General features: G+C 36.0%; 16 protein-coding genes. 8 read left to right on the forward strand and 8 right to left on the reverse strand.

Annotated features, from left to right (window positions below; all coding sequences use genetic code 11):
- Positions 1 to 687, forward strand: a complete 687-nt coding sequence (locus SFA27_RS04440; RefSeq protein ID WP_047378894.1) for a hypothetical protein — start codon at positions 1 to 3, stop codon at positions 685 to 687.
- A gap of 153 nt (positions 688 to 840) precedes the next feature.
- Positions 841 to 3,705 carry a M16 family metallopeptidase gene (locus SFA27_RS04445; RefSeq protein WP_407296616.1) on the forward strand — a complete coding sequence of 955 codons (2,865 nt, stop codon included), beginning with the start codon at positions 841 to 843 and terminating at the stop codon, positions 3,703 to 3,705.
- A gap of 74 nt (positions 3,706 to 3,779) precedes the next feature.
- Here the strand turns inward: SFA27_RS04445 and SFA27_RS04450 are convergent, their stop codons facing one another.
- Together SFA27_RS04450 and SFA27_RS04455 are read right to left on the reverse strand one after the other, a co-directional pair.
- Entirely contained in the window at positions 3,780 to 4,364 is a 585-nt protein-coding gene (locus SFA27_RS04450) for a DUF3109 family protein (protein WP_047378893.1), read from the reverse strand.
- Positions 4,365 to 4,370: 6 nt separating this feature from the next.
- Entirely contained in the window at positions 4,371 to 5,276 is a 906-nt protein-coding gene (locus SFA27_RS04455; RefSeq protein ID WP_047386638.1) for a DUF6427 family protein, read from the reverse strand.
- 42 nt (positions 5,277 to 5,318) lie between these two features.
- On the opposite strand from SFA27_RS04455, the gene SFA27_RS04460 reads away from it, so the two are divergent.
- Positions 5,319 to 5,552: a DUF6341 family protein gene (locus SFA27_RS04460; protein ID WP_047378891.1), complete on the forward strand. Its 234-nt coding sequence runs from the start codon at positions 5,319 to 5,321 to the stop codon at positions 5,550 to 5,552.
- Positions 5,553 to 5,635: 83 nt separating this feature from the next.
- Here SFA27_RS04460 and SFA27_RS04465 read toward each other — a convergent pair whose 3' ends face one another.
- The 6 genes from SFA27_RS04465 to SFA27_RS04490 are packed head-to-tail and all read right to left on the reverse strand — an operon-like array spanning position 5,636 to position 9,231.
- Positions 5,636 to 6,073 carry a universal stress protein gene (locus tag SFA27_RS04465; protein WP_149386936.1) on the reverse strand — a complete coding sequence of 146 codons (438 nt, stop codon included), beginning with the start codon at positions 6,071 to 6,073 and terminating at the stop codon, positions 5,636 to 5,638.
- Positions 6,074 to 6,132: 59 nt separating this feature from the next.
- Positions 6,133 to 6,738, reverse strand: coding sequence for a fumarylacetoacetate hydrolase family protein (locus tag SFA27_RS04470; protein WP_047378888.1), 606 nt, complete (start codon positions 6,736 to 6,738; stop codon positions 6,133 to 6,135).
- 7 nt (positions 6,739 to 6,745) lie between these two features.
- Positions 6,746 to 7,306 (reverse strand): hypothetical protein, encoded by a 561-nt coding sequence (locus tag SFA27_RS04475; protein WP_185097862.1) that lies wholly within the window; start codon positions 7,304 to 7,306, stop codon positions 6,746 to 6,748.
- A 4-nt stretch (positions 7,307 to 7,310) separates the two neighbouring features.
- Positions 7,311 to 7,709 carry a DUF2007 domain-containing protein gene (locus tag SFA27_RS04480; RefSeq protein WP_407296622.1) on the reverse strand — a complete coding sequence of 133 codons (399 nt, stop codon included), beginning with the start codon at positions 7,707 to 7,709 and terminating at the stop codon, positions 7,311 to 7,313.
- 2 nt (positions 7,710 to 7,711) lie between these two features.
- Positions 7,712 to 8,476: a 3'-5' exonuclease gene (locus SFA27_RS04485; protein ID WP_047378883.1), complete on the reverse strand. Its 765-nt coding sequence runs from the start codon at positions 8,474 to 8,476 to the stop codon at positions 7,712 to 7,714.
- Positions 8,477 to 8,517: 41 nt separating this feature from the next.
- Positions 8,518 to 9,231: a phosphatidylcholine/phosphatidylserine synthase gene (locus SFA27_RS04490; RefSeq protein WP_047378882.1), complete on the reverse strand. Its 714-nt coding sequence runs from the start codon at positions 9,229 to 9,231 to the stop codon at positions 8,518 to 8,520.
- Between the two features lie 89 nt (positions 9,232 to 9,320).
- Between SFA27_RS04490 and SFA27_RS04495 the strand changes: the two genes are divergently transcribed.
- The 5 genes from SFA27_RS04495 (at position 9,321) to SFA27_RS04515 (ending at position 15,718) form a co-directional block, all read left to right on the forward strand.
- Complete coding sequence (locus SFA27_RS04495) at positions 9,321 to 11,249, forward strand: LTA synthase family protein (RefSeq protein WP_407296625.1); 1,929 nt, start codon at positions 9,321 to 9,323, stop codon at positions 11,247 to 11,249.
- Between the two features lie 178 nt (positions 11,250 to 11,427).
- A complete protein-coding gene (locus SFA27_RS04500) occupies positions 11,428 to 11,847 on the forward strand; it encodes a DUF2147 domain-containing protein (protein WP_034696866.1) in 420 nt (139 codons plus the stop codon).
- Positions 11,848 to 12,089: 242 nt separating this feature from the next.
- Positions 12,090 to 13,070 (forward strand): pyruvate dehydrogenase complex E1 component subunit beta, encoded by a 981-nt coding sequence (locus SFA27_RS04505; RefSeq protein ID WP_047378880.1) that lies wholly within the window; start codon positions 12,090 to 12,092, stop codon positions 13,068 to 13,070.
- A gap of 114 nt (positions 13,071 to 13,184) precedes the next feature.
- Complete coding sequence (locus SFA27_RS04510; RefSeq protein ID WP_047378879.1) at positions 13,185 to 15,179, forward strand: KUP/HAK/KT family potassium transporter; 1,995 nt, start codon at positions 13,185 to 13,187, stop codon at positions 15,177 to 15,179.
- A 65-nt stretch (positions 15,180 to 15,244) separates the two neighbouring features.
- The gene (locus tag SFA27_RS04515; RefSeq protein ID WP_027374694.1) at positions 15,245 to 15,718 is read left to right on the forward strand and encodes a Fur family transcriptional regulator; all 474 of its coding nucleotides are present in this window, start codon (positions 15,245 to 15,247) and stop codon (positions 15,716 to 15,718) included.
- The last annotated feature ends 1 nt before the right edge of the window (position 15,719 follow it).

Below are 15,719 nucleotides of genomic sequence, written 5' to 3' on the forward strand. Positions count from 1 at the left end.
ATGAAAAAGATCATCATACCGTTTTTCTGTGCTGTACTTTTCTCAGTACCGGCAGCCGCTCAGAAAAAAGCAGCCGTAGTAACTAAAACAGAAGCTGTAAAATCTAAACTGACCCCTAAAGAAGTTGTTGACAATTATTTCAAAGCATTAGGAGGAAAAGATAAATTGGAAGCTGTAAAATCTACCATTACTGATAACACGGTTTCCGTGCAGGGAATGGAAATTCAAATGACGACTAAGAAATTAGGAAATAAATTCAAATCTGTACAATCGCTGATGGGGAAAGAAATGATTCAGCTTTTTGACGGTGAGAAAGGATATTTTGATCAGATGGGAAATAAAACAGAAATTCCTGCAGACAAAATTGGTGAGCTGAAAAAAGGAAAACCAATTGATGCTTTAGCTTTTGATGCTTCTAATTTTCCTAATGTATCCACAGAAAAATTAGACGGAAAAGACTATAATGTATTGTCTTCAGATAAAGGTAAATTTTATTTTGATGCAGGAACCGGGCTTTTGTATAAAACCAATGCAGGAGAAGGAAATGCAACAATTAAAAGCTATATGACAGTAGATGGAATACAGTTCCCTGCTGAAGTAGATGCTGAAGGTGGAGGTCAGAAAATGACAATTAAAACCAGCAAAATTGTGATCAACTCCGGAGTTACGGATGCTGATTTTAAATAAAAAATTGCTTTTTAAGATATTAAAACCGGGTATTTCCCGGTTTTTTTTGGTATATGAATAAGTTTAACTCAAATTTAACTATAAAATGAATTCTGTAATTTCTTCACATTGTGAATAATTGGTAGTTTTAAGCTGTAAATAAAATCAAATACCATGAAAAAAGTCTTATCTTCATTTGCGGTCATCTTTTTGATGTCAGCAAATGCTTTTGCACAGAATATCCCTGTGGATCCTTCTGTACGAATCGGTACCCTTTCCAACGGAATGAAGTACTACATCAAAAAAAACACTTTACCGGAGAAAAAAGTAGATTTCCGCCTGGCTATCAATGCCGGATCTATTCTTGAAGATGAAAATCAAAGAGGACTGGCTCACTTTATGGAGCACATGAACTTCAACGGAACCAAAAATTTTCCAGATAATAAATTAGTAGACTTTTTACAGTCTATCGGTGTAAAGTTTGGCCAGCACCTTAACGCTTATACAAGCTTTGACGAAACAGTTTATATGCTTCCCGTTCCATTGGATAAACCTGGGAACTTAGATGCCGGACTGAAAGTAATGGAAGACTGGGCGTTCAACGCAACACTTTCTGATGAACAGATCAATAAAGAGAGAGGAGTTGTATTGGAAGAACTGAGGCTGGGGCTTGGACCAGATAAAAGAATGATGGATAAATATCTGCCGAAGCTTTTATACAAATCTCAATATGCAGACAGACTTCCGATTGGTAAAAAAGAAGTATTGGAGAACTTCAAACCGGATGTTATCAGAAAATTCCACCAGGACTGGTACAGACCGGATCTGATGGCCATTATTGTTGTAGGAGATATCAACGTGGATGAAATTGAAAAAAAGATTAAGGATAATTTCAGTAAATATAAAAAACCTTCAAAACCAAGAGAAAGAAAATCTTTTGACCTTCCGAATCATAAAGAAACCTTGGTGGCTATTGAAACAGATCCCGATGCTACCAATTCTATGGTACAGTTTATCATGAAAGATGCTGATGCCTACAAGCCGGATGTAACGGTAGAACAGTACAATCAGAGTCTTGTAGAAAACCTTTCAACAACGATGCTGAACAACAGACTGAGAGAACTGATCAACTCTACAAATCCACCTTTCACTTTCGGATCAGTATACCACGGAGGAACCTATGCAAGAAGCAAGGAAGCATTCCAGGGATTTGCTATGGTAAAAGAAGGAAACCAGCTGAGTGCGTTGAAAGTTTTATTGGAAGAAGTTGAAAGGGCAAAAAGATTTGGATTTACACAGTCTGAACTTGACAGAGCAAAATCTCAGGTGCTTTCCAACCTTGAAAGATCTTATAACAATAAAGATAAGACAGAAAGTGATATGCTGGTAGGTGAGTATGTAAGAAACTTCCTGGAGCAGGAACCAATACCAGGAATTGCATGGGAATATGAAGATACCAAGTCTTTCTTACCATCTGTTACCCTTGCGCAGACCAACGAAATCATCAAGAAAATGGTGAAAGATGACAGCAGGGTAATCGTAATCACAGGTCCTAAAAAAGATAATATCACCATGCCTACAGAAGCAATGGTTGTAAATACATTCGATGCTGTAAAAATGGCTGATCTAAAACCTTATGAAGAAAAGGCTGCCATCAAAAATTTAGTGAAACCTTTCAAATCTGAAGGGAAAATTGCTAAAACAGAAACTGATACCAAGCTTGGAACAACAACCTGGACATTAAGCAACGGCGCTAAAGTGACTTTCAAGAAAACTGACTTTAAAGATGACGAAATTGTATTTACTGCAAGAAGCTTAGGAGGAAGCTCTCTTATTCCGGATGCAGATTACAATAAGACACAGTTTGCTTTCTCTGCATTAACAGAAGCAGGAGTAGGCGGATTCTCTAAAGCAGATCTTACCAATTATCTTGCCGGTAAGCAGGTGAATGTAAATCCTATGGTAACTTCTCTTTTTGAAGGGGTTTCCGGAAGAACAAACCAGAAAGATTTAGGAACAGCAATGGAGCTTATGTATGCTTATTTTACAAGCTTAAATTACAACCCGGCTTCCTTCAATGCCTATAAAGAAAAACAGTCTGCGATGCTTAGTAACCTGTTGTCTAACCCTCAGGCTTATTTCTCTAATGAGCATGCAAAATTCACGAATCAGAAGAATCCGAGATTCATCGGGTTATTTCCAATGGAAAAAGACTGGGCTAATACAGACTATAAAAAAGCATATGATATCTATAAAGATAAATTTGCCAATGCCGGAAACTTCCAGTTCTATTTCGTAGGAAATATTGATGAAGCGAAGTTTAAAAATGAAGTCCTTCAGTATATTGCAAGCTTACCATCATCAGGAAAAGCTACAATGTTCAAAGATACCGGATACAGAACAATCACCGGAGATTATACAAAAGTGTACAAAAAAGGGAAAGATCCTAAGAGTATGGTGTCTATCTCGTATAGTGGAGAAGCTCCTTATAACGAAAAAGAAGCTTTAGCGTTATCTGCTCTTGGAGAAGTAGCTACTATCAAAGTTATTGAAAAACTGAGAGAAGATGAAAGTGGTATCTACGGTGGAGGTGCAAGAGGAGGTATGAACAAAATTCCTTACGGTACTTACAACTTTGGGATTAACTTCCCTTGTGGTCCGGAAAATGTGGAAAAACTGACAAAGAGCGCAATCACAGAGCTGCAGAAGCTGATTGATAATGGCCCTGAACAGAAAGATCTGGATAAATACAAAGAAGGAGAATACAATGATAACAAAACAGAACTGAAAGACAATATGTTCTGGATGAATGCCATTGCTAAAAACCAGTTAGACGGAAGTGATAAATATGACATTCTGAATTATCAGGATAAAGTAAAAGCGCTTACCGTAAAAGATCTTCAGGATGTTGCTAAAAAATATCTTACTAAAGGTAGAATTGTAGCCACTTTGATGCCGGAAGACGGTTGGGAAAAGGCTAAAAAAGAAGAATCTAAAAAGGTAGAAGCTGTAACTGTAAAAGCAGGAGCTGCCAACTAATTAACTTATTTATTTACAATAAGAAAACCGCAGAGAAATCTGCGGTTTTTGTTATTTAATTCAAATCCTATTGGTTAAGAACCATATTCTTTTTTCCATTCGTCAGCAGCCCCGCTCAGAACATTGTAGAATTCTTCGCCGTATTTTCTGATCAATGGTGTCTTTAAAAACTTATAGACAGGAACCTGAAGTTCTTTTCCAAGCGTGCACGCATCGCTGCATACATTCCATTCATGATAATTCAAAGCGGTGAATGCTGAATATTCTGTAACACGAATAGGATACAGGTGGCAGGAAATTGGCTTCTGCCAGTCTACAGCACCATCTTCATAGGCTTTTTCAATACCACATTTGGTAATCCCTTTTTCATCGAACGTTACATAAGCACATTCGCGGTTCTCCACCATAGGAGTAACATACATTCCGTCGTGCGGATCAGTAGTCCATGTTCCTTGCTCTTCAAGGGCTTTGATGCCTTCCTGAGTAAGGTAAGGTTTTATTTTATCAAAAATACTGTCCAATATCTCAAGCTCGTTTTTATCCAACGGAGCCCCTACATCTCCTTCCACACAACATGCACCTTTACATTTCGTAAGGTTGCAAACAAATTCTTCGGAAAAAATTTCCTCAGAAATCAATTTATCGTCTATCTGAATCATAATTTTTTAAAATAAATCAAAAACTGTACCTGCTTTAAAGGTCAGTAAGCTAATAATAATAAGCCAAACACTGGCTTCACGCATCCAGTATTTAGGTAAAAATCTCATCATTCTGCTCAGAATAATACTTGAAGGAAATGCCAGAAGCAGCAGATATTCATAGCTCTTATTCATGTACAGGATGATGGAAACAAGCTGTGCCATCGAAAAGACCAGCAGGAAAGTATATTTATACCTGCTTATCGGGCTTTTCTTGTTATAATTTTTAAAATGGTCATATACCGCATAAATAAGCATCAGAACCACGGGAATCAGTGGCAGAAGCTCCGTATAATCCGTTACAGGCTTCATCTTTCCAAACGGGAAATAATCTATATTCCAGGAAGTAAACTGAACAAAATACATCACAGAAAAATAACTGAAGGTAATCAGAACAATTCCCAGCAGGAATCTGAAAAGGTTCAAGGTAATTTTAGCAGAGGTCGCAATCACGTGGATGATCACAAAAACAGCCATCGGCCACGTGGTAGGAAGGAAAATAAAGTTCAATGCCACAATAGATCCTACCAATACATAAGATTTCTTTCTGATGTCTTCATCCGCACTTGTCAGAAGAAGAATAAGAAAGGAGTTTGTAAGCAGCGAAACGGCAATTCCTATATCCAGATTTCCGGGATACAGCCCGAAAATGAAAAAAGTATATAGAAATAATGGAAGATGTGTCTGATAATTAAGGGCAATACTGTGAAAACAAAAATATCCCAAAGCAATTCCCAGAAAAGTTATTCCGGCAACAATGGCTTCATAAGTGTTGAAATTCAGTATGTTAAATATTATGACTACTAAAAGAAGAAAACCAATATAAACAGGAATTGAAAAAATATTGCTTTCTTTTGAAAGTAATTTAAACATTTTTTATAAATTTGTACAAAGTTAATTTAAAAAAGGAAAATAATGACGTCTTTCTTTCTATTCTTAAGTAAAGTTTTCAAATGGAGTTTTGGTTTCTTTGATAATTTCGGTAATGTTTTAAACTGGATTCTATTTGCAGTTTGCTGTGTATTATTTACTTATTGGTGCTATGTTCTTGTAGTAACATTAGGTGGAGACAAAGACAAAGACTATTATTCTCCAACGGAAGGTAAGCACCCTTACTACGATCCGAATATCTACAAAAAAGAAGGTTAATTAATTGGTTATATAGTAAAAAACCGATCAAACATTACGCTTTGATCGGTTTTTTTATTACTAACGATTAAAATTTCTTTTGCTTAGTCGTGGATCGGAAGTACCAGAACAGGAATACTTGAACTTTTAGTAATCCCTTTAGTTAAGCTTCCCACGAATACATCATAGATTCCGCTTCTGCCATGTGATCCCATCACAATATAATCTGCATTTTTTTCCTTTGCATGTTCCAGAATGATATCTTTGGCAAGTCCTTGTTTTAAAAGGTGCTCGCAATCGATATCATGAGCAATGATTCTCTGCTCAATTTTATTAAGCTGCACCAGCTCTTCTCTGATTTCATTGGCTTCCACTTCCGGAAAATATTGAAATCCCATATCGCCAATGGCAAAGCCGATATCTGATGGCGCTACGTGGATCAGGTAAATTCTGCCGTTAAGCTGTTTTGCAAATTTTATGGCACCGTCTACCAATTGGTCTGTCTTGTCCCCAAAATCTACGGGTAATACAATATTTATCATAACCTCTAATTTTGTTACCTAAAGATAGGAAAAATTTGTCAGACTTTGATGTTAAATACTTATAATATTCGGATATCAAGGATTTTTTCCTCTTCAAGATAAGCTTCCAGAATATCATTCTCGTCTACCTTTCCAACCCCTTTTGGAGTTCCTGTGAAGATAAGGTCACCCACTCTTAACGTAAAATACTGAGAAGCAAAAGCAATGATATCATCAAAATTGAACATCATATCTTTTGTATTGCCATCCTGTACCTTCTGTTTGTTCTTTAATAATGAAAACTGAAGGTTCTCAAGACTGAATTTCTCTTTTTTAAAGAAGTTGCTTACCACAGCAGAACCATCGAAACCTTTGGCAAGCTCCCATGGAAGGCCTTTTGATTTTAGCTCGCTCTGAAGGTCTCTGGCTGTAAAATCTATTCCCAGCCCTATTTCTTCATAATGTTTGTTTGCCGTTTCTTTCTGGATATATTTCCCTCCCTTGGAAATTTTTAATACGACTTCAAGTTCGTAGTGAATATCATTTGAAAATTCAGGGATATAAAAATCATTTCCTTTCAGAACTGCTGTATCCGGTTTCATAAAAATAACAGGATTCTCAGGAATTTCATTTCCTAATTCTTTTGCATGCTCACTGTAGTTTCTTCCTATGCAGATTATTTTCATAACTTAATTAATTTACTTTACCTTTAAAATATCCTTTTGCTTCTACTATGTGTTTTCCAAGACCGTATCCTTCTTGAATTTTAAGTTCGGTATATCCGAACATACTGTCTCCTTTTTGATAAGATTCTTGATTCAGAATAAGTTTACTGTCCAAAACTTTATAATATTCTCCCGTATTCTGAAAATCAAAAGGCTTGATATTATCTGTGTATGAATAGGGTGAAACTTTATATCGGTTCTGTAAAATATCAATTTGATAACCACCACCGCTAAAACCATCTCCAACAGAAAATGTAATGTTCAGTGTTGGATTTCTGTTAATATAACAACTATAAAACTCAAAGCTTGTGCTATCTGATGTTATTTTGAAATCATTGGTTTTAGCATCTTCACCCTCCTGGCTCCAGATAGTTGCCTGTTTTTGTTTGTTAAATGCTTTAAAAATAGGTTTTTGACTCAAACTGTGATCCACTTCAACACTTTTCCATACTAATAAGAATTTTCCGGTTATGAAAACAAGAAAACCAAGAATAATGATGAGTAAAATTTTTCCAATCTTTTTGATCATAGCTTTAATGCGTGAATTCATTCCCGCAATAGTAACATTTAAATTTATGACTCGTCAGAAATGAAATTCCAAAGAAGCTGGTAGCACTGTCATCCCTGTAAATATGATTGGAACCACATTTTGGACATACAAAATCAAACTCAGGATCTTCAATGGTATGTTCTACTTCCAACGAATATTGTTCATTATCCTTATAATCCTGCAATATCTGTTTGGCTTTCTCAAGATCTTCTTCAAATACCTGAAGCTGTATCCCGCCTACAGCCTGCGACAGAAGCCAATCCGACTGGATGAGCTGCTCATTCGCAATGAAGCTGTTGATCCCGTTTTCAGCCAGTATCTGTTTGGCCCTGTTAGCTTCAAGGGCAGTTTCATAAAATTTAAAACGAACAAGTTCTGACATTTTTAAAATCTGCTTGAGAGTTGAATTTTTGTAAAAACCTTCTTTGTATATAACGGGAAGTCAGCATTCTGAAGCCATCCGAAATATCCTAAATCTTTTTGAAAAACTGCTTTCACACCCTGGCCTTTATATTTTCCAAAGTTGAAAACCTCTTCCATTTTTTCATTGTATCCGATAAATCCGGCAAGATCTGCATTCTTATTATGGAATGTAAACTCGCTTAGCGGGGCTATTTCATTCGGAATATCATCATATTTTCCAACCTGAGCGTCCAGAACCTCAAATGTTGCCATTACATCAGCTTCTGCAGAATGGGCATTTTCCAATGTTTTTCCACAGTAGAACTGGTAAGCAGCGCCTAAGTTTCTTGGTTCTTTCTTATGGAAGATAGTCTGTGCATCTACCAGTCTGAATTTACTCAGATCAAAATCCATTCCTACTCTTAAAAGTTCTTCAGCCAAAAGCGGAACATCAAATCTGTTGGAATTAAATCCTCCCAAATCACTTCCGGTAATCATTTCCATAATTTTAGAAGCAATATCTCTGAAGGTTGGAGCATCCTTAACGTCTTCATCATAAATCCCGTGGATCTCACTGCTTTCTTTAGGAATAAGCATTTCCGGGTTGACGCGCCATGTTTTGCTTTCTCTGGAGGCATCAGGATTTACTTTTAAAATACAGATTTCAACAATTCTGTCTTTTCCTATGTTGGTTCCTGTGGTTTCCAGGTCAAAAATACAAAGTGGTTTATGGAGTTTTAAATTCATGTTGATGATTAATAATTTGAAATGTGTTTTATTTAAATAAATTATTTTAATTGTCCCTGAAAAATGAGGGACACCAATATATAATAAATAACAAGCATCGGGATTCCTACTACCTGAAATAGGGCAAGAATAGCAATTCCTCCTACAAGCAATACTACTTTAGGATAGTTGTCTTTTAACTGTTTTGATTTGAATTTCATTGCCATCATCTTAATCGGGCTGATCAGAAGCCATGATGTAAGAAGAGTCAGAAGAATCAGCAATAGTTCATTATCGAATAAAAAGCTAAAAGTTCCGGTTTCTTTAAACGCATAATAGAGACCAAACAATAAAACAGTATTAGTGGGTGTGTTCAATCCTTTGAAATAATAACGCTGCTCTTCATCAAGATTGAAGATGGCAAGCCTCAGGCAGGAAAATACCGTAACGATCAGTCCGAGATACTTGATTTCAAACGGAAAGTGAATTCCAAGAAGTTCTGTACCAAATGGTTCAAGAGCTTTATACATGGTAAGGCCAGGTATTACCCCAAAGCTTACCATATCCGCAAGAGAATCCAGCTGAAGTCCCAGATTTGAATTTGATTTTAGAGCTCGGGCTACAAAACCATCGAAAAAATCGAAAATTGAAGAGAGAATAAGGCAGACTGCTGTAGTCTGATAATCTCCTAAAATTAGATGTATTGCTCCTATACAGCCTGCAAATAAGTTAGCCAGGGTTAAGGCATTGGCCAGATTATTCTTTATAAAATTCATAACCACAAAATTACAGTTTTTAAAAATTCTAACTCAAAATAATCTGCACTAAAAAATGCATTAAAGTGATTTTGATGTAAATTTGCCCCATGAAATTTTTAAAAGGATTTAGAAAACAGGAAGTTCTGGCATTGGTGTACAGGATTTTTTTAGCCTATGTTTTTTATCAGATTGCCAGACTTTTATTCTGGTATTTTAATAAAGGCCTGATTAAAGTTGACTCTGTCTCAGAATATATAAAGCTGGCCTTCCATGGTACAGCTTTCGATACCACTGCTATTTTATATGTCAATGCATTGTTTATACTCCTTAGCTTATTGCCTTTGGTCATCAATACAAAGAAAGTTTTTCAGAAAATTCTCTTCTGGCTGTATTTTATTACCAACGGGATTGCTTATGCCATGAATTTCGGGGATTTTATTTACTATAAATTCTCACAGGCAAGACTTACGTCTGCAGTATTTCAGGTAGCTGAACATGAATCCAACGTTTCCCAAACGCTGATGATCTCTGTGGGAGAACATCCTTTTGTGCTGGTTTGGTTTATTGTTTTAATGGGACTGTGGGTTTTCCTTTACAAAAGAGTAAAAGTAGAGGAGGTGAAACCTCTGAAATTACTTCCTTACTTTATTACTTCCATTGTTACGCTGTGTCTCACTGCGGTATTGGTTGTAGGAGGAATCAGAGGGGATTTTAAACACAGTACAAGACCTATTAATATGGTGGATGCTACCCGTTTTGTAACAAATCCACTGCAGGGAAATATGGTACTCAACAGTACATTCTCCTTTTTCAGGACTTTAAATACCAATAATTTCAAGGAAGTTCACTTCGTAGATCAAAAATATATTGAAGAAAATGTACAGCCTTATAAAGTATATGACAGAAAAGTTAAAAACCGTCCCAATATTGTTATTTTCATTGTAGAGTCCTTCGGTAGGGAATATTCCGGAGCTTTTAATAAAGACAAAAATATCAAAGATTACGTTTCTTACACTCCGTTTATGGATAGTCTGGCTGGTCAAAGTCTTATTTTTCCCAATACTTTTGCAAACGGAAGGCAGTCTATTCACGGGATGAGCAGTGTGCTGGCCGGAATTCCGAGTCTTACAGATGCCTTTACAGGATCTCCGTATTCCAATCAGAAAATACAGTCTATTGTTTCGGTATGTAATGATCTGGGTTATGATACTTCTTTTTATCATGGAGCACCGAATGGATCTATGGGATTCCTTGGATTTGGAAATATTTTAGGATTTAAACACTATTTCGGAAAAACAGAATACAATCATGATGAAGACTTCGATGGAATGTGGGCGATATGGGATGAGCCTTTCCTTCAGTATTTTGCTAAAAATGTAGGAAAAAAGCAACCTTTCATGACTACAGTATTCACTGCTTCATCACACCATCCTTTTAAAATACCTGAAAAATATAACGGTAAATTTAAAAAAGGGAAAATTGAAATCCATGAGCCGATGCAGTATACGGATTATGCTATCAAACAGTATTTTGAAACCGCAAAAAAGCAGCCCTGGTATAATAATACAATCTTTGTTTTCACAGGAGATCATACCAATCAGGTGTATTATCCGGAATATGAAAGAGCGATGAACCGTTATGCTGTTCCGTTGGTATTCTATTCCCCGAATCCTGCTTATCAGCTCAAAGGAGTCAGCCAGGAAATAGCCCAGCAGGCAGATATATATCCTACATTGGCTGACCTTATCGGATATAACAAACCCATTAGAAGCTGGGGCAGAAGTTTGGTAAGTGATAAAAAATATCCTTTCATAATAGTAAACTCTGATGGAAGTACGGATCAGTTCATGATCGGAAATTACATTTACCGTTTTGATGGAAAAGAAATTATCGGAGTATATGACAAATCAGACCTGAGTCTTGAAAAAAATATTATGAATGAAGTTAAAAACTCTGAAGTTGAAGCTGGAAAGAAAACTGCAAAAGCTTGGTATCAGGATTATATGGATAGAGTAATTAACAGAAAACTGTATTAAGGTAAAAGATAGAAAAGCAGGTTAATATGAAAACCTGCATTTTGGTAGGTTTACCATTTTACCTTTCATAAGCTCTTTATGCTTTGTATAATAAAAGTTTTTGTTCATTGAAAATTAATTTATATTTTTATCAATACGTAGATAAGAATATTATATTAAAATTAAAACTATAAGAAATATGAAAAAAATATTGTTAACGTTTGCGCTTTCTCTATGTGGGGTACTCACATTTGCACAAATAGAAGGGAAGTGGAAAACGATAGATGATGAGACAAAACAGGCAAAATCTATTGTTGAAGTGTACAAAAAATCAGATGGGAAATATTATGGGAAAGTTTCTCAGTTATTGATAAAGCCTGCTGATCCGAACTGTACACTTTGTAAGGATGACAGAAAAGGGAAACCCATTTTAGGATTAGAGATCATCAGAGGATTGAAAAAAGATGGTGATGAGTTCACGGGAGGAACAATTACGGACCCTAAAACCGGAAAAACTTATAAATGTACCATTACAAGAAGCGGTGATAAGCTGAACGTAAGAGGTTACTTAGGATTATCTTTATTAGGAAGAACCCAGGTTTGGGAGAAAGCTAATTAATTTAAGTTTAAATAGAATTTTAGATGACATTTCAGAAATGAGATGTCATTTTTTTGTCTGCAAAAGAATTATTGGGGAAATTTTACTGGATCTCAGAAAAAATTACAAAGAACTGAGTTTACAGGAGAAAAATCAGTTTTAAATAAAATTAATAAAAGGACTTCTCATTCAAATGAAGAGCTTTTTTATGATGTGTATAATAAAAAAACACTATTTTTGTAGTCTAAATTTTTCGAATAAATATGGCAGAATATACTTTTCGTGAGGTAATTGCACAGGCAATGAGCGAGGAAATGCGTAAAGACGAATCCATCTTTTTAATGGGGGAGGAAGTTGCAGAATACAATGGTGCTTATAAAGCTTCAAAAGGAATGCTGGATGAGTTTGGTCCTAAAAGAGTAATTGATACTCCAATTGCAGAACTTGGTTTTACAGGAATTGCTGTTGGGGCTGCGATGAATGGTAACAGACCTATTGTAGAGTATATGACATTCAATTTCTCATTGGTAGGAATTGATCAGATTATCAATAATGCTGCAAAAATCCGTCAGATGAGTGGTGGGCAATGGAACTGTCCAATTGTTTTCCGTGGACCTACGGCTTCTGCAGGACAATTAGGAGCTACCCATTCTCAGGCTTTTGAAAACTGGTTTGCAAACATTCCCGGCCTTAAAGTAGTAGTACCTTCAAATCCTTACGATGCGAAAGGGTTGTTGAAAACTGCAATTCAGGATAATGACCCGGTTATTTTCATGGAATCTGAGCAGATGTATGGAGATAAAATGGAAATTCCTGAAGAAGAATACTACTTACCATTAGGAAAAGCAGATATCAAGAGAGAAGGTACAGACGTTACTTTGGTTTCTTTTGGTAAAATCATGAAGCTGGCTTTACAGGCTGCTGAAGATATGGCTAAAGAAGGAATCTCTGTAGAAGTTATTGACCTTAGAACAGTTCGTCCTCTTGACTTTGATACTATTCTGGCATCAGTGAAGAAAACAAATAGATTGGTTATTTTAGAAGAAGCTTGGCCATTTGCTTCTATATCTTCTGAAATTACTTATATGGTACAGCAAAAAGCATTTGATTATTTAGATGCCCCTATCAAGAGAATTACTACTCCTGATGCACCTGCACCTTACTCTGCAGCATTATTTGCAGAATGGTTCCCTAAACTTGAAAAAGTGAAAGAAGAAATCAAAAAAGCGATGTACGTAAAATAGTTATAGAGAAAAACTTCCGAAAGGAAGTTTTTTCATTTATTATATTCATGAAGAAAAATTCTTGACGTCATAAAATTAGTATAAATTTGCGCCTTTAAAATAAATTAAGCTGATATGGCAGAAGTTACAGAAGATGGTTACCACTTCGACATAAAGAAACTTTCCTTTATTGGAGTTTTAGTGTCTCTAGGAATTGTTTTTGGAGATATTGGTACCTCTCCGCTTTACGTAATGAAAGCAATTGTGAATGCAAGATCCCAAGGGAGCAATATGCCTTTCAATGAATACATAGAAGGGGCTCTTTCATGTATTATTTGGACACTTACCCTGCAGACTACAATAAAATATGTGATCATTGCTTTAAGAGCAGATAACAAAGGTGAAGGAGGTATACTTGCTTTGTTTTCATTAGTAAGAAACCTTAAGAAAGGATGGTTGTATCTCATTGCTATTGTAGGGGCTGCCGCTCTTATTGCAGACGGGGTAATTACACCATCGCTTACCGTAATGTCAGCCATTGAAGGTCTTGAAATTTATAACCCTCACACCCCTGTTGTACCTATCACCATTGGAATTCTGATTGTTATTTTTGTAGTACAACAATTTGGGACCAGCTTTATCGGTAAATTTTTTGGCCCTGTAATGGTGGTCTGGTTCCTGGTATTAGGTGGTTTGGGAGTAATGCACCTGAGCGAAAATTTTGAAATCTTAAGATCTTTCAATCCTTATTATGCTTACAAACTTATTGTCAACTCACCAAGTGCAATTGTTATTTTAGGTGCTGTTTTCCTTTGTACAACGGGAGCAGAAGCACTTTATTCAGACTTGGGGCACTGCGGTGCAAAAAATATCAGAGTAAGCTGGGGATTTGTTAAAGTTATGCTTATCCTAAACTATCTTGGACAGGGAGCGTGGCTTTTGACGAATTACAACAAACCTGGATTCTCTGTAGTAAACCCGTTCTTTGGAATTATGGAAGAATGGATGATCATCCCGGGAGTAATTTTAGCAACAGCAGCTGCAATTATTGCCAGCCAGGCATTGATTACAGGTTCTTTCACCATATTCTCAGAAGCAATGTCTCTTAACTTATGGCCGAATCAAAAAATTGATTATCCTTCCGGGGTTAAAGGACAGATGTATATTCCAAGAATCAATTGGGGACTTCTTATTCTGTGTATTATTGTCGTACTGCATTTCAGGGAATCCGGAAAAATGGAAGCGGCTTATGGACTTTCCATTACAGTTACGATGCTGATGACAACTATCCTGCTGGTGTTCTGGTTATTGAAACAAAGAGTAAGCAAAATATTGATTTTATTTTTCGCATTTGTTTATATGGCTATTGAACTAGGTTTCTTCAGTGCCAATATTATCAAGTTTATGGAAGGAGGATGGATTACGGTTGTTTTGGCCGGTTCTATCGGACTTTCTATGTATGCATGGTATAACGGACGACTGATCAAAACAAGATTTATCCAGTTTGTGAAAATAGAAAAGTATGTGTCTATCCTTAAAGACATGAAACTGGATGAAACTATTCCGAAATATGCTACAAACCTGGCTTACCTGAGCAGAGCAAAAAGAAACGATGAAGTAGAATCAAAAATCATCTATTCCATCATCAAGAAACAGCCGAAAAGAGCAGACCATTATTTCATCCTGAGCATCGTAAACCAGGAAGATCCATATACTTTTAAATATACAGTAGACGAAATTCTTCCTGGAACAGTATATAAAATCAACTTCCTTTTAGGATTTAAAGTAGACCGTAGAATCAATGATTACTTCAATATGGTTCTTAAAGATTTAATGGCTGATGGAACCATTCCTTCAAGAAGCAGCCATCCATCTTTAAGATCTCATGAGATACCGCCGGATCTTAAATATGTAATCATAGATAACACCTATATCAACGATATCCTTTTAACTGTTAAGCAAAAGATTATTCTTAACATTTATAACTTTGTGAAGTATATCGGAAGTGATGACTTTAAGGCCTGGGGAGTATCTTCTCATAACGTTGAAGTGGAATCTGCGCCGATCACAGAATTAACAGTTTACGATAACAAGATAGAGCAGTCCGGATATTTCCGTCACAACTCGTAACCTACTAGTATTAACTATAATATCTATTTAAATAAAATTCAATAAATTTGTAGATAATTTTTTTAATGGATACAGTACAAAAAGAAAAAAATATAGCTTTGATCAAGGATGTTTTGAGAAACTACTTACTAGAAAAAGGGTTCAGAAACACACCTGAAAGATATACGATATTGGAAGAGATTTATAATATGGATCATCACTTCAACGTGGATGATCTGTATCTTCTGATGATGCAGAAAAAATACCATGTTTCCAAAGCAACCATTTACAACACTATTGAAATTTTCCTTGATGCAGGATTAATCCGTAAGCATCAGTTTGGAGAAAAGACATTGACCTCTTCATCTTATGAGAAGTCTTATTTTGACAAACAGCATGACCACCTGGTGATCTACAAAAAAGACTCTGATAAAGAGATTGAAGAAATTATTGAATTCTGCGACCCAAGAATCCAAGGAATCAAAGAAGCCATTGAAGAAGCATTTGGCGTAAAAATTGATTCTCATTCGCTATATTTTTATGGCACTAAGAATGACTAAT

Origin of the sequence: Chryseobacterium sp. HR92 (assembly GCF_045689405.1) — a bacterium.
GTDB lineage: Bacteria > Bacteroidota > Bacteroidia > Flavobacteriales > Weeksellaceae > Chryseobacterium > Chryseobacterium viscerum_A.

Excerpts from the sequence above, each read along its gene's own strand:
- SFA27_RS04440 (WP_047378894.1), top strand. The coding sequence starts at position 1 with ATGAAAAAGATCATCATACCGTTTTTCTGTGCTGTACTTTTCTCAGTA.
- SFA27_RS04445 (WP_407296616.1), top strand. The coding sequence starts at position 841 with ATGAAAAAAGTCTTATCTTCATTTGCGGTCATCTTTTTGATGTCAGCA.
- SFA27_RS04450 (WP_047378893.1), bottom strand. The coding sequence starts at position 4,364 with ATGATTCAGATAGACGATAAATTGATTTCTGAGGAAATTTTTTCCGAA.
- SFA27_RS04455 (WP_047386638.1), bottom strand. The coding sequence starts at position 5,276 with ATGTTTAAATTACTTTCAAAAGAAAGCAATATTTTTTCAATTCCTGTT.
- SFA27_RS04460 (WP_047378891.1), top strand. The coding sequence starts at position 5,319 with ATGACGTCTTTCTTTCTATTCTTAAGTAAAGTTTTCAAATGGAGTTTT.
- SFA27_RS04465 (WP_149386936.1), bottom strand. The coding sequence starts at position 6,073 with ATGATAAATATTGTATTACCCGTAGATTTTGGGGACAAGACAGACCAA.
- SFA27_RS04470 (WP_047378888.1), bottom strand. The coding sequence starts at position 6,738 with ATGAAAATAATCTGCATAGGAAGAAACTACAGTGAGCATGCAAAAGAA.
- SFA27_RS04475 (WP_185097862.1), bottom strand. The coding sequence starts at position 7,306 with ATGATCAAAAAGATTGGAAAAATTTTACTCATCATTATTCTTGGTTTT.
- SFA27_RS04480 (WP_407296622.1), bottom strand. The coding sequence starts at position 7,709 with ATGTCAGAACTTGTTCGTTTTAAATTTTATGAAACTGCCCTTGAAGCT.
- SFA27_RS04485 (WP_047378883.1), bottom strand. The coding sequence starts at position 8,476 with ATGAATTTAAAACTCCATAAACCACTTTGTATTTTTGACCTGGAAACC.
- SFA27_RS04490 (WP_047378882.1), bottom strand. The coding sequence starts at position 9,231 with ATGAATTTTATAAAGAATAATCTGGCCAATGCCTTAACCCTGGCTAAC.
- SFA27_RS04495 (WP_407296625.1), top strand. The coding sequence starts at position 9,321 with ATGAAATTTTTAAAAGGATTTAGAAAACAGGAAGTTCTGGCATTGGTG.
- SFA27_RS04500 (WP_034696866.1), top strand. The coding sequence starts at position 11,428 with ATGAAAAAAATATTGTTAACGTTTGCGCTTTCTCTATGTGGGGTACTC.
- SFA27_RS04505 (WP_047378880.1), top strand. The coding sequence starts at position 12,090 with ATGGCAGAATATACTTTTCGTGAGGTAATTGCACAGGCAATGAGCGAG.
- SFA27_RS04510 (WP_047378879.1), top strand. The coding sequence starts at position 13,185 with ATGGCAGAAGTTACAGAAGATGGTTACCACTTCGACATAAAGAAACTT.
- SFA27_RS04515 (WP_027374694.1), top strand. The coding sequence starts at position 15,245 with ATGGATACAGTACAAAAAGAAAAAAATATAGCTTTGATCAAGGATGTT.